This is a genomic window from Flavobacterium sp. 2755 (assembly GCF_031455715.1).
GTDB lineage: Bacteria > Bacteroidota > Bacteroidia > Flavobacteriales > Flavobacteriaceae > Flavobacterium.
On sequence record NZ_JAVDTG010000001.1, the window covers coordinates 808,252 to 822,766 of the forward strand.

At 35.0% G+C, this 14,515-nt stretch carries 12 protein-coding genes; 7 read left to right on the forward strand and 5 right to left on the reverse strand.

Translation table 11 applies throughout. The annotated features are described in order from the left end of the window. Window positions 1-11: 11 nt before the first annotated feature. Both J2Y38_RS03445 and cysC read right to left on the reverse strand, forming a co-directional pair. Entirely contained in the window at window positions 12-695 is a 684-nt protein-coding gene (locus J2Y38_RS03445) for an aspartyl/asparaginyl beta-hydroxylase domain-containing protein (protein WP_309839586.1), read from the reverse strand. 116 nt (window positions 696-811) lie between these two features. Beyond that, window positions 812-1,345, reverse strand: coding sequence for an adenylyl-sulfate kinase (gene cysC / locus J2Y38_RS03450; RefSeq protein ID WP_309839588.1), 534 nt, complete (start codon window positions 1,343-1,345; stop codon window positions 812-814). A gap of 157 nt (window positions 1,346-1,502) precedes the next feature. Between cysC and J2Y38_RS03455 the strand changes: the two genes are divergently transcribed. From J2Y38_RS03455 to J2Y38_RS03465, 3 genes are all read left to right on the forward strand, one after another. After that, window positions 1,503-2,192 (forward strand): NAD-dependent deacylase, encoded by a 690-nt coding sequence (locus tag J2Y38_RS03455; protein WP_309839589.1) that lies wholly within the window; start codon window positions 1,503-1,505, stop codon window positions 2,190-2,192. 221 nt (window positions 2,193-2,413) lie between these two features. After that, window positions 2,414-3,760, forward strand: a complete 1,347-nt coding sequence (purB, locus tag J2Y38_RS03460; RefSeq protein ID WP_309839591.1) for an adenylosuccinate lyase — start codon at window positions 2,414-2,416, stop codon at window positions 3,758-3,760. A 165-nt stretch (window positions 3,761-3,925) separates the two neighbouring features. Continuing rightward, on the forward strand, window positions 3,926-6,157 hold the full coding sequence (locus J2Y38_RS03465; RefSeq protein WP_309839593.1) for a cation:proton antiporter: 2,232 nt from the start codon (window positions 3,926-3,928) through the stop codon (window positions 6,155-6,157). Between the two features lie 286 nt (window positions 6,158-6,443). Here J2Y38_RS03465 and J2Y38_RS03470 read toward each other — a convergent pair whose 3' ends face one another. Together J2Y38_RS03470 and J2Y38_RS03475 are read right to left on the reverse strand one after the other, a co-directional pair. After that, window positions 6,444-7,082: a peroxiredoxin gene (locus J2Y38_RS03470; protein ID WP_309839594.1), complete on the reverse strand. Its 639-nt coding sequence runs from the start codon at window positions 7,080-7,082 to the stop codon at window positions 6,444-6,446. A 296-nt stretch (window positions 7,083-7,378) separates the two neighbouring features. Then, window positions 7,379-8,308, reverse strand: coding sequence for an AEC family transporter (locus J2Y38_RS03475; protein WP_309839596.1), 930 nt, complete (start codon window positions 8,306-8,308; stop codon window positions 7,379-7,381). A gap of 271 nt (window positions 8,309-8,579) precedes the next feature. Here J2Y38_RS03475 and J2Y38_RS03480 point away from each other — a divergent pair, with 271 nt between their 5' ends. Further along, the gene (locus J2Y38_RS03480; protein WP_056201713.1) at window positions 8,580-8,987 is read left to right on the forward strand and encodes an Rrf2 family transcriptional regulator; all 408 of its coding nucleotides are present in this window, start codon (window positions 8,580-8,582) and stop codon (window positions 8,985-8,987) included. Between the two features lie 57 nt (window positions 8,988-9,044). After that, entirely contained in the window at window positions 9,045-9,686 is a 642-nt protein-coding gene (locus J2Y38_RS03485; RefSeq protein WP_309839598.1) for an NAD(P)H-binding protein, read from the forward strand. A 318-nt stretch (window positions 9,687-10,004) separates the two neighbouring features. On the opposite strand, the gene J2Y38_RS03490 is transcribed toward J2Y38_RS03485, so the two are convergent. Continuing rightward, entirely contained in the window at window positions 10,005-10,712 is a 708-nt protein-coding gene (locus J2Y38_RS03490; protein WP_309839600.1) for a S24 family peptidase, read from the reverse strand. Window positions 10,713-10,804: 92 nt separating this feature from the next. Between J2Y38_RS03490 and J2Y38_RS03495 the strand changes: the two genes are divergently transcribed. Both J2Y38_RS03495 and J2Y38_RS03500 read left to right on the forward strand, forming a co-directional pair. After that, window positions 10,805-11,032: a hypothetical protein gene (locus tag J2Y38_RS03495; RefSeq protein WP_309839602.1), complete on the forward strand. Its 228-nt coding sequence runs from the start codon at window positions 10,805-10,807 to the stop codon at window positions 11,030-11,032. Window positions 11,033-11,308: 276 nt separating this feature from the next. Further along, window positions 11,309-14,482, forward strand: coding sequence for a hypothetical protein (locus J2Y38_RS03500; RefSeq protein ID WP_309839604.1), 3,174 nt, complete (start codon window positions 11,309-11,311; stop codon window positions 14,480-14,482). Window positions 14,483-14,515: the final 33 nt, after the last annotated feature.

Here is a 14,515-nt window from a genome sequence, read left to right on the forward strand (position 1 = left end):
GGTAATTTATTTTATTTTGACTGAAGATCTGCGATAATTTTTGCTGTCATTTCTGATGGATTTCGCGAAAGCTCAGCAATAATCTGTTGTTTTACCTCATCAGAATATTCGTTTTTATTGGAAGAAGCATGAATATCAAAACCCATTTTGGCAAATAATTTATCAGACCAATCGTTTCGAATACAATCAAGAGTAAGATGAATTCGCGGTTCGGAGCTTTTATTTTCAACACTATGCGGAAGCTGGAAATTAGCATACCAGCACTCTCCCATTTTCATTGGAACCAATTTTTTATCTACATAAAAAAAAACTTCTGAGTTGGTTATGATAGGAACATGAATCCTGAAAAATCCATCTTCATAAGAAGTGTCATTATCTACATGTTCTTTAATTTCGCTGTTTGGCCCTAATCGCAGTAATCGTACGGCTTCTTTTTCACATTGAAACCAATCCATAATTTCTTTAAAATAATGACAGCGGTCCAGCAGCGGCGTATTTTGGTATTCTTTATTTGAAAAAGAAGTAATATCGTTTACCAAGCCCGATTGTGATCGTAAAGAAACACTTGTCCATTTTCCCTCATATCGGTTGGTATTAAAATGCGGAGTCCATAAATCATTTTCGCAAATCGTAAGTTCTTGCTGTAATTTTTCAATCGAAAAGGAAATAGGAAGTATGCTTGACGAAGGATTCATAAGCTTAGGGTTAAATTTGAGATTTGTTTTTGGTCCTGTAAATATATAAAATACACCAACCCAATCGTTAAATAGATAAGCAAAATTTTACAAATTCAGGAATCCGTTTTTTAAGATTAAAGTTCTTTCCTTAAATTATCAATAATGAAGTCGTAAAGTTTATTTGTTGAAAAAGATACTGTTTCTAAATCGGTTTTTAAGACTAAATCTGCTGTTTCGGGAGTTTCAAAAACGTCGCTTATTCCCGTAAAATTTTTAATTCTGTTAAGGTCATCTTCCGGCAGTAAGGCTTTTTTATACAAACCTTTCGGATCTCTTTCAATCAAATTATTTATCGAGCAGTCTAAAAAAACAGTTCGCACAAATTCGTGTGTTCTTAATTCATTTCGCAGACTTTCGTACGGATTTATTACTGACATTAAAGTAATGGTATCTTCGGCAACAAAATTTCGTCCCACATTAAAAAGACGTCTTACGTTCTCGCAGCGGTCTTCTTTAGAAAATCCTAAATCTTTACAAATCGTTTTTCGGTACACATCGCCGTCAACGATTTCAGCTTTATAACCGTTTTCGATTAATAAATGCCGAACATTTTGAGCCAATGTCGTTTTTCCTGAACCCGATAATCCTGTAAACTGAATTAAAATCATTTAGAATTTCTTTTGTTTTTATGAGGCATTAAAACTAAATAATCTGCAAAGTCAAAACAATAAGTATAATTACGGTTTTATTGCCTCTCAAAAATATTAAAAAAGAATCGCCTTACCTTTTCGAAATTGCTATTTTTATCTTTTAATAAATTTCAAAATGAAAAAGAAACTTGTTGTTTTAACCGGCGCCGGAATTAGTGCCGAAAGCGGTATTAAAACCTTTCGTGACAGCGATGGTTTATGGGAAGGCCACGACGTTATGGAAGTAGCAACTCCCGAAGGCTGGAATAAAAATCAGGAATTAGTTCTCGATTTTTATAATAAAAGACGCCAGCAGCTTAAGGAAGTACAGCCTAATTTAGGACATCAAATTTTAGCCGAATTAGAAAAAGATTTTGACGTTTATATCATTACTCAAAATGTCGACGATTTACACGAACGTGCCGGAAGTACCAAAGTTTTGCATTTGCATGGCGAATTATTAAAAGTGAGAAGTGTCAGAAATCGAAATTTAATTTTAGACTGGACAGAGGATTTACTAACGGGTGATTTAGACGAAAACGGACATCAGTTACGTCCGCATATTGTCTGGTTTGGTGAAGAAGTTCCGGCACTTGAAGAAGCAATTGACATAACCGAAACAGCAGATTATTTTGCCGTAATTGGAACTTCATTACAGGTTTATCCTGCGGCAGGTTTAATTTCTTATGCTCCCAGTACAACACCTGTTTTTTATATTGATCCAAAACCTATTTCAATTCCGAATATTCGAAACAAAGTGGAAGTTATTGCAAAAGTTGCATCTGAAGGAGTTGCAGAATTACGAGAAAAATTAAAATCGATTTAAGAACACATAATTTATTGAACACACTTATTGAACACAAATTTCACGAATTAGCACGAATATTTTGTATTATCTAATAAGTAAGTAAAAAAAATTAGTGTCAATTCGTGAAATTCGTGTTTTATCTACTTTTTTCCCTTTTAAATTGCTTTCAATTGACTTTGTGATTACTTTAAATCCGCAAATTCTGTTTATATTTGCACCTTTCGAAAAACAACATAACAATGACTACTCTAAACGAATTGAATGCTATATCGCCAATTGACGGAAGATATAGAAATAAAACTCAAAATTTAGCACCTTTCTTTTCTGAAGAAGCTTTAATAAAATACCGTGTACTGGTTGAAATTGAATATTTCATCGCTTTATGCGAAATTCCTTTACCTCAGCTTTCTGGTGTAAATTCAAACTTATTTGACAGTTTAAGAAATATCTACAAAAATTTCTCTACTGAAGATGCGCTTTGGATTAAAGAAACAGAGAAAGTAACCAACCACGACGTAAAAGCGGTTGAATATTTTATTAAAGATGCTTTTGAAAAATTAGGTTTATCTCAATACAAAGAGTTCATTCACTTCGGATTAACATCTCAGGATATCAATAATACTGCTATTCCGCTTTCTACAAAAGAAGCTTTTGAGCAGGTTTATACGCCATCATTGATTGCTGTAATTTCTAAATTAAAAGAATTAAGTGTTGAATGGAAAGATATCCCAATGCTGGCACGTACGCACGGACAGCCGGCTTCACCTACTCGTTTAGGAAAAGAAATCCTTGTTTTTGTAGAGCGTTTAGAAGAGCAGATGCGTTTGTTATTCAATATTCCGTTTGCAGCTAAATTTGGCGGTGCAACAGGAAATTTCAATGCACACCATGTAGCATACCCGCAAATTGACTGGAAAAAATTCGGAACTAATTTTGTTGAAAATGAATTAGGCTTACAACATTCTTTTCCAACAACTCAAATAGAACATTACGATCATTTTGCTGCATTTTTTGATGGTTTAAAAAGAATCAACAATATCATTATCGATTTAGACCGTGATATCTGGACTTATGTTTCAATGGATTATTTTAAACAAAAAATCAAAGCAGGCGAAATTGGTTCATCGGCTATGCCGCATAAAGTAAACCCAATTGATTTTGAAAATTCTGAAGGAAACTTAGGAATCGCTAATGCTATTTTTGAGCATTTATCGGCTAAACTTCCTATTTCAAGATTACAGCGTGATTTAACAGACAGTACCGTTTTACGTAATGTTGGTGTACCAGTTGGACATACCATTATTGCTTTTGAAGCTACACTGAAAGGTTTGAACAAATTATTGCTGAACGAAAGCAAATTTGCTGAAGATTTAGAGAAAAACTGGGCAGTTGTTGCCGAAGCTATTCAAACTATTTTACGCCGTGAAGCGTATCCAAATCCGTATGAAGCTTTAAAAGGTTTAACAAGAACAAACGAAGCTATTGATAAAAACGCAATTCATAATTTTATTGCGACTTTAGAAGTTTCTGATGCTGTTAGAGCCGAATTAATGCAAATAACTCCTAGTAATTACACAGGAATCTAAAGAAAACCTAAAATATTTTGTCAAAAAAAGCTATCTTTATCGAGATAGCTTTTTTTTTAACCCGGAGTATCCAGATTAGTTCACCTGAATTGATTTTAATAGAAGTTTAGTGAACTTTTATAAGAAATAAAAAAGCTGGATTATACTCCTGAAAAATACCACTTTATGATTGCCTTAAATGCCGCTGCAGAAAGTACACACCATTTACAACCTTTAATTAGTGATCTGGGATTAATCCTGATGACTGCCGGAATTGCCGTTCTAATTTTTAAAAAAATGAAACAACCGCTGGTTTTAGGATACCTGATTGCAGGATTCCTGGCCGGAAACCATTTTGATTTTTTTCCCTCAATAACCGACATGAAAAGTGTCGAAGTCTGGGCAGAAATTGGGGTTATATTTCTTTTATTTAGTTTAGGACTCGAATTTAGTTTTAAGAAACTAATGAAAGTGGGCGGAACTTCCTCTGTCACAGCAATTACCCAGATATTATTCATGACACTGATTGGTTATTGTGTTGGACAATGGATGGGCTGGGGAAAAATGGACAGCATTTTTCTCGGGGCAACGCTTTCTATTTCGTCAACCACTATTATTATCAGGGCTTTTGATGAATTGGGCGTAAAAGGAAAAAAGTTCGTTGGGATTGTATTTGGAGCTTTAATTGTTGAAGATATCGTAGCCATTTTAATGCTCGTATTATTATCGACAATTGCCGTGAGCGATCAGGTTTCCGGCGGCGCGCTGATACAATCCGTTTTAAAATTGGTTTTCTTTTTAATTATATGGTTTTTGGGCGGAATCTTTATTATCCCGACTATTTTGAAAAAAGCCAAACATCTTTTAACCGATGAAATGCTGCTGATTATTTCATTAGCATTGTGTTTAATGATGGTTATTTTTGCTGCAAATGTTGGTTTTTCTCCGGCTTTGGGAGCTTTTATTATGGGTTCTATTATTGCTGAAACTACCATGGCAGAAAAAATCGAACATTTAATTCAGCCCGTAAAAGATTTATTTGGTGCCGTATTCTTTGTGTCGGTAGGAATGTTGATTAATCCGGAAACATTGGTTACATATGCGCTTCCGGTGGCTTTAATTACGCTTTTAACTATTTTCGGGAAAGCATTTAGTTCCTCTATTGGAGCTTTACTTTCGGGTCAGCCGTTGAAACAATCCGTTCAAACGGGAATGAGTTTAGCACAAATTGGCGAGTTCTCTTTTATTATTGCAACACTTGGTATGACATTAAAAGTGACAAGTGATTTCTTGTATCCTATAATTGTGGCTGTTTCAGCCATTACAACTTTTACAACTCCGTTTTTAATTAAATATTCCGAATCTTTTGCGCAGGTTTTAGAACAAAAAATGCCAAAAAGATGGGTAAAAAATATTAACCGATACAGTTTAAATGCACAAGCCATTAAATCTGTAAGTACGTGGCAGGTTGTATTGAGATCTTCTATTACACAGATAATTCTTCATACTATAATTATAACTGCAATCATTTTATTATCATCAAAATTCATAGCTCCTTTAGTTGCCGATACACGATTCGGGAACACTTTGGCCGCACTTATAACTTTAGCCGTAATTGCACCCTTTTTATGGGCATTATCGCTGCGTCGTGTAAAAGTGGATGAAGTCGAAATACTTTGGGAAGAACGTAAATACCGAGGCGCACTTTTAATGCTTATTTTAATCAGAATGAGCCTTGGATTATTTTTCGTTGGATTTTTATTGAATATCTTCTTCTCGCCTTTAGTCGCTTTTGTGGCCTTGATTATTGCGATTGGAGCCTATCAGCTTTTTCCAAAAAAACTGAACGAGCAATATCATAAAATCGAAAATCACTTTTTGAAAAACCTCAACGACCGCGAAAACAAAAAAATCGACAGACGTTATGCCAATTTAATGCCGTGGGACGGTCACATGTCTATTTTTGATATTGGAAAAGAATCAAACCTTGCCGGAAAAACGCTGGAAGAATTAAAGATCAGGGAACTTCTTGGAATCAACATTGCTTATATACGCCGTGGTGAAGTAACGATTCCAATTCCGTCTAAAAACGAACGTTTATTTCCCGGAGATGAAATCTGCGTAATTGGTACCGATGCCCAAATTACCGAGTTTACCAAATACCTGACCCAAAACGAAATTGAAGCCAAAACAATCGAAGAATCTGAAATTGTATTACGTCAGCTAGAAGTTTCCCAGGAAGAATTCACCCAAAAAAGCATCGGCCAATTTAGAGGAAAAACCGGTGGAATGGTAGTAGGAATCGAAAGAAACGGAAATCGTATTTTAAATCCCGAATCGAGTTTACTTTTACAGCCTAACGATATTATCTGGGTAGTTGGAGATAAGAAAAAGATGAGTGAGTTACTAAGAAGCTAAGTTTCTAAGGTTCTGAGATGCTAAGTTTCTAAGATTCTGAGATACTAAGTTTTTTTCTTTACGAATATATCTTATAAAAGGATCTAAGATGCTGAGATTCTAAGTCGCTAAGATTTTTTCTATATTCTAAAAACTCAGAATCTTAGAATCTCAGCTACTTAGCATCTAAAAAAAAGTGCTAAATTTCTAAGCCACTAAGAGTTTAATCTCTCAAAAAACTTAGAAACTTAGCACCTAGTATCTTTAAAAAAATCTTAGCGCCTTAGTATCTTAGCAACTTAGAACCTTATTTGTTCGGTTGCGGAGTCAAACGCAGATAAGGTTTAATTGGTGTATATCCTTTTGGGAATTTCGCCGGAATATCACTATCCGGAATCGCCGGTGCAATTACTACATCTTCACCATCTTTCCAGTTTGCCGGAGTAGCTACGCTGTAATTTGCTGTTAATTGTAAACTATCAATAACACGAAGTAATTCGTCAAAATTTCTTCCTGTAGAAGCCGGATAAGTCAACGTCAATTTGATTTTTTTATCGGCACCAATAACAAAAACAGAACGTACTGTAAATTTATCGCTCGCATTAGGATGAAGCATATCATAAAGCGTTGCTATTTTTTTATCTTCATCGGCAATAATTGGGAAATTAACCTCTGTATTTTGAGTTTCGTTAATGTCTTTAATCCACTCTAAATGCGACTGTAAACCGTCTACACTCAAAGCAATAACTTTAGTATTTCTTTTGGAAAATTCCGGAACATAGTTCGCTACAGTTCCCAATTCAGTAGTACAAACAGGAGTAAAATCTGCCGGATGCGAAAATAAAACACCCCATGAATCTCCTAAGTACTCATGAAAATTAATTGGTCCTTGTGTGGTTTCTGCGTGAAAATCCGGAGCTATATCGCCTAATCTTAATGTTGACATAATTTATATTTTTTAGTTCCTCTAAAATTAACTAAAAAATACATTTAGAAAACACGTAAGAATTAAAAAAAAGTTAAAATTCTACATTCTCTATCTAGTTAGTATTTTAAATTCATCTGAAGATTAGTTTAACACATAGAAACATAGATTTTGTAATCTTAAAAAGGCGTTTCATTTGCATTAACAAACATAGGCGCTATGTGTGAGAAACTAGTTTCTTTTGACCTTCTCTTTTTAAACAAGAAAAGCTATGTTTCTATGTGTTGAAAATAATTACACCCAACGATTATAATAGATTAAATAAACCCCACCACAAAGTACCAAATAGCAAGCGTTACAAACGAAACAGGAATCCCAAAGCCAATCATCATACTGCTTAATTTTGGTTTTAAACCATAAGTCGAAGCCAGAATTGCACCCGTAATCATAGGCGCCATGGCGATTTCTATAATCGTAATTTTTATCGCTTCAGAACGCTGGTTAAAAACAAAAACATAGAGAATAAAAATAATCAGCGGCGTTACAACAAGACGGAAGAAAAGTCCGAGGCGTAAAAATTTCCAATGCTTGCTTTTTCGATCAAAAGTCAATTGCAATCCAACCGAAAATAAAGCCAAAGGCGTAACCAAACTTCCTAATTTCAATAAAAAGGGCTGAATATTCGAATCTAAATCATAATTAAAAACGTTGAGCAAACAGGCCGCAACGAAAGTTATAAACGGCGGAAATAAAAGAATCTTTTTTGAAATGCTTTTAAAATCCGGACTTCCTTTAGAATAAAAAGCCGCCACAAAAACACCCAAAGTCGAAACCACCACAAATGTTCCCGGCTGATCTACCAATACTGCCGTTTCTAAACCTTTTTTTCCAAACAAAGCCTCAACAATAGGATATCCTAAAAACGATGAATTACTTAATCCCGCAGTCAGGATCAAACAGCCAATTAATTTATTTGACCAGCCCAGTCGTCGCCCCAAAAAATGAAAAAATACAAAAGCCAGAAAAAAACTAATCCACCCCGCTCCTATCGGGAACAATAATTCGTTGCTCCATTCAATTTTCGGAATATGATATAAAGTAATCGCCGGAAGGCAGACATAAATAACAATTTTATTAATCGTTTTATAAATATGAGTTGGAAACCGCTTTACATTCTGCAAAAGCAATCCTAAAAACAAAAAGAAGAATATTATAATAAAGTTGTTCATATCAAGGGTAAGTAACAAAAATAAGGATTTATAAATTGATGTATAAAACAAATTACACCTAATTTAAATTAGCACATAGTCCCGAAACCTCGGGCAGTATCATTAAGCTTCGGGACTATATGTGAGAAACTAGTTTCTTTTGATCTTCTCTTTTAGACAAAGAATAACTATGTTTCTATGTGTTTAAAAAAATATACATCAGGCAAAGAAGCAAACAGAATTAATTTTTAGTTAAAATTAGTTTTCGTATAATAAAACTTATTACATTTGTAATATATTTTATTACAGTATGCTTTCAGGTAAATTTGCCATAACGATTCACATTCTTACGCTCCTCAATAAATTCCCGAATGATTATTTATCATCAGAATATATTGCAGGAAGTATTAATTTAAATCCCGTTTTGGTTCGAAAAGAAATTGCAAACCTCAAAGCCCATCATATTGTAGAAAGTAAAGAAGGAAAAAATGGCGGTACAAAACTGGCTGTAGATTCTTCAAAACTTACTTTAAAAGAAATATTTGAAATGACTTTTGAAACCATCAATTTAGGTTATGCTAAAAATCAGCCTAATCCGGATTGTCCTGTGGGGAAAAAGATCAACCAAAACCTGGATGCTTTGTATGCCGACATGAATCAAAAAGTGAGCGCACAATTACAGGGAATTTCTTTAGAAGATTTTTCGAACCAGTTTTAAAACTATTTTTTTACACAAAACTGTAACATTTTTTATTACTAAATAAATTTATATATTATGAAAATCGCAATTATTGGAGCAACAGGATTTGTAGGCTCAGCAATTTTAAACGAATTGGCAAATAGAAAACATGAAATTACAGCAATTGCAAGAACTCCAAAAGATACTGCCAACGCATCTTGGGCTGCCGCAGATATTTTTAATGTAGATGCATTAGCCGAAATTTTAAAAGGACATGATATTATCATTAATGCTTATAACCCGGGCTGGACAAATTCAAACTATAGTTCTGATTTCGAAAACGGATCAAAATCGATTCAGGAAGCTGCAAAAAAATCAGGTGTAAAACGTTTTATCACTATTGGAGGTGCCGGAAGTTTATATGTAGCACCAGGCGTGCAGGCAGTTGATACTCCAGAATTTCCAAAGGAATATTATACTGCAGCTTCTGCTGCAAGAGATTATCTAAATGTCATTAAAGAGGAAAAAGAATTAGACTGGGCATTTTTTAGTCCTGCTCTCGAAATGCATCAGGGAATTACAACAGGAAGAACCGGAAAATACCGTTTAGGTTTAGAAAATCCTGTATTTAATGACGAACAAAGAAGTATTTTATCTGTAGAGGATTTAGCGGTTGCTATTGCTGATGAAGCAGAAACTCCAAAACACCACCAAGTTAGATTTACTGCGGCTTATTAAAAACACGCATAGTCATTGCGAGGAACGATTTGGAAAAACTATCGCTGTCATCCTGAGCGATCCCGAGGATTAGGGAGAAGGACACGCAAGAAGCCCCACAAAGCAATTCTAAAATACAACCCAGACCCAACAGATTATCAAAAACCTGTTGGGTCTGTTTGTGTTTAAGCATGAATTCAAATGTTAAAAAATACCGCATATATTTAACACTCAAAAAAGCGATTTTTTTTCAACAATTTTAAACTTTAGTATGTTTGTAAGAAAAAAGCCTTAAAAATAATTATGAATAAGTTTATAATTTACCCGAAATAAAAAATTTTATTCTAATCTTATTACTCCCGTTACAATAGCAATAGAAAGTACTTTAGATTTTGGTAATTCAAACGGGGCATAATCTTTATTGTCGCTTACAACAGTAACAAAATCGTCATTATCTGATTTGCAGATACGCTTTACCAAAACCCCTTGTTCCGTATTTACAACATACACTTTATTCCATTGAAAAAACGTATCAGGAGACAAATGCTTACAGGCTACGATATCGCCATTGTTATAGTTAGGATACATCGAACTGCCCGTTACAGTCATTAAATAATCAGAATCTTTAAAGGTTGGGATTAAAAATTTTACAGCATTCAGGTCAGTAATCTCCTTATTACCTGAATTATATTCAATCATAGTTTCTGCAGAAATAAGAGGCAGTGTATAATTTTTATGAGAAACTCCAGCAAAAGATGTATTTATATACGAATTGTCATTTTTGCCATTATAGTCTGCATCTGCATCATCATTATTTTTCAAAATATTTCCAATTCCATATTTAATCCAATCCTTATTTATAGCAGTACTTAAAGCGCACAACCTGTCCACAAAATCAGCTGGAAGGTTAACTTTTCCGTTTAATACATGCGAAAACGATGATTTATTTGAATACCCCAATAGTTTTCCAACCTCTTCTTGATTTTTTGCTGCACCTAAACTTATCAATGCTTCCAGAGCGATCTTAATTCTTTGCAAGTCAGTCATGTGTGGTATAATTGTAGGAAATTTTATATTTTATGTTGTTTAATTATAAACTTGTTCATATCTTTGCCTTAATTTTTAAAATAAATTTGGCAATGGATAAAAGTAAGACAAAAATTTACAAATCCTATGATTCGAATATTTTAGAGGCGTTGTTTGTAAAGTATGGCGTATCAAAATATTACATACGGCAAAGCATAAGCGGATCTGTACAAGGGATTACTCCAGACTGCATAAAAAAAGATTATGCAACAATGGAAAAAGCAAGTAAGGACATTATTATGCTCCTTATTCAAAAAACGATGGGCAAGGAAAATAAATAAAACATTATCCTTATGCTCTGTCAGCCTAAAACCCCAAGTTTTACAAGCCTACCTATTAAATTATCCGTTTCGTTACCAAAACGGGCCACAACCTTTCATCATAAGAAGCCATATTGACAAGAATTCAATAGCGCTGTTTTTTACAAAATAATACCATAAATACCACAAAAATAGACGAATACCTAAAACGGGTATTCATAACGTATGCTTTATAATCTGCTGCTTTTTAAGCAGCGGAACCGGGCATGCTATTTTAAAATTTAAATAATTTAAAAAATGAAAAAAAATCTATTTTGTATATGGCTTGTATTTGCCATATTATTTTCGGTTAACACGCAGGCCCAGATGACCATTGGGGGCAAGAAAGAACCCGAGGCTTTCTCTGTGCTGGAACTGCTTAACAAAGGCGGGCTTCGACTGCCGCAAATGACAACTGCAGAACGTGATGCATTTGCAGTAAAAAATAATGATAAAGGAAACGGACTTACTATTTACAATAAAACTACCAATTGTGTGGAGTATTGGAACGCATCACGCTGGGTAAGTTTATGTGACGGAACATCGCAGACAACCATAAGCCCGCAGCCATGCATAAACGTAGCTGCAGATGGTACCGGATGTGACCAGACATTTAACGTTACAGACCCTGATTGTCCTAACGGTCCATTTACCATTGCAATTATGGCTGGTTCAGAATATGCATCATTATATGATATAGACAAGGTTAATGGAAAATTTAAAATATACTTTAACCCAAATGAAACTGTAAACACACATACGGTATTGGTACGTGTTACCAGTACGTGTACCAGTTTATATAAAGAGTTTTTATTCTCTCAAAATGGGGTAGACTGTACTTCTATGCCGTATGCAGTGCCGGTAATATCACCATCAAGTGCCGATTTGGCTTTATGTGCGGGCGGTGCGGTATATTTATCTGTTCCAGCTAATACAGCAAATCTTAATAAAATAATCTGGACTCGTAATGGTCTTCCAATACAGGGAAGCAACGGTGCATCTTACATTGTCGCTACGCAAAAAGGAGAATATAATATCTCTATGGGTGCTGTTGGCTGTAATACTAATGCATCAAACAAACGTACGATTACAGAATCTGGAACAGTAACACCGGTTAATCTTGCGGTAACGGCAACAAATAGCGGGGTAATCTGCGGTACAAAAAAAGTAACGCTTTCTGCATCAGGAAACGGCAGTGCTTCTGTTGTTTGGTTCCATAATGGGAAAGAAGAAAAAACAGGAGAATCTGTAGAAATAGAAGGTGACAGCAGCGTGGGCGAATGGTTTGCAGCTACAAAAAATGGAAGCTGTTATTCCAAACCTTCAAGCAGTATTCAGGTAACTAAAAGTCAAGCAGCGGGAGAAGTGTCTCTTGATCCTAATGATGTATTAGTAAATGATACGCCGTTACAGAGCTTTACAAACTTTTGTTCTGGAGGAAGTTTAAATTTAGCGGTTAAAAATCAGCAAAGCGGAATTACTTATAAATGGTACAATGGCAATGATCTTATAACTGCTAACCCATTTATTGTTCCGGCTTCTCAGTCAACCATTTCACTTCGTATGGAGGCGACTGATAACAGCGGAGCAAAATGTGCAGCAGAACAAAGGGTTTTAAAGGCAGATATAACACAGGGCAGTACGCCTGAGAATCCAGATATTAAAACTACAAGCACCCTTTGTAATGGCAAGGCAACTTTGACTGTTCTAAATTCAGGAAATTATACTTACACTTGGTATAAAGATAAAAAAATAATAGATGGAGAAACTAGTAATGAACTTCAGGTAACAGCTGGAGGAACTTATGGAGCTACTATAAAGAACACAACTGGCTGTATAAGCCCTATGGTAGAAAAAACAATTTCCGGAAACTCAAGCGGTCCTAACCTTGATTGGGATCCTCAGGTAAACCCTCCTACTGATCAAACTTTTGGTTCACAAATTACGCTTACTGTTACTAATTCATACGATTCTTCTTATACATGGACTATGGATGGAATTGCAGTTGCTGATGCTGACGGAAAGACTGCAACAATATTTCTACCAAAGAGTGGAACTGATGGTCAAAAAGTAAAAATTGCAGTAAAAGCAAAAAATGAATGCGGCGAAAAAACGATAGAGAAGGAAATAACAATGAACATTGGGTGTCCTACGCCTGTTATTGCTTCAATATCCAGCGACCAGACTATAAAAGCAAAAACACTGGTTACTATAAATGTTTCCGTAAATCAAACTAATACAGAAACGTACGCATGGTATCAAAACACAACTAATAGTACAACAGGAGGTGCTAAGGTAGGCAGCGGAACTTCATATAGTACAAGCGATCTTACAGAAGGTACATATTATTTTTACTGTATTGTAACAAATGGCTGTACAGGTAAACCGTTTGCAACTTCATTAACAACTAAGGTTACTGTAACCAAAAGCCCTGTGGATATCCTGCCAGGAACGGGTTCTTTAAGCGGCAGGACATGTTTTGATATCGTAGAAACTGCGGGTAAGGATTGTGGTACAATAGCATCCCGTTCATCTCAAAAAGCAGATTTTACTAAAGTGCAAGCCTATACCTATACTTTTACAAAAAGTCCAACTGGTACAGTAAATAATCTTCGTTTTGATTATATAGAAACTGTAGGTGCAGGCTATATTGTTAAAGATTTTAAAGATAATGGTGACTACACCGTTACAGTAACATATAAATCAGACTTAAATACTACAGCTAGAAATCTCGATAGCAAAAACGCGTACAAATTAACTATATATGCCATTTTTAATGATGGAACTGGAGAAAGAGCAGTAAGCATAACAGCACAAATAAAAGACTGTATGTGTTGTGGTGCAAAAACTGGCCCTGCAGATACAGATTGGAAAGCATTTATGTGTCATAACTTAGGTGCAGATACTTCTTTAGATCCTTTTATTCCTGCCAGAGGTTTATATGGAAAATACTATCAATGGGGAATGAAGACTCCTATTGCTGATTTTACTTATATTTCAGATTATAACACTACAGCTGTAGTACCACAATTACCCATCAAAACACAAGCTGCTGGCTGGTCTATTGGAAGTAGAAATGAAAATACTGATCCATGTCCTAAAGGATATCGTGTACCTACTAAAAAGGAGTGGGAAGGGGTAGGAAATACTGCTTATAACCGAAGAACACCGCTAGGCACTTATGCGGCTTATGGGGCAGAAGAAGGAGGAATGAAATTTGGTGACGCATTAATGCTTCCGAATGCTGGTTTTCTAGAGAGTGGTGGAACTATGCATATAATTAAACTGGCTTATAATGTTGCTGATTTAATAGATGCTTGGGGTACTAATGGTGGTTCATATATTTTTGGGTGGTATCCTCCAAATCCTTCTCTTTTCATTTTCTCTGGTGTTCAAAGTAGTGCAATATCTGTGCGCTGCATAGCTGAATAGCAATAATTAAAAAAATGCTTTAAAATCTTAGAA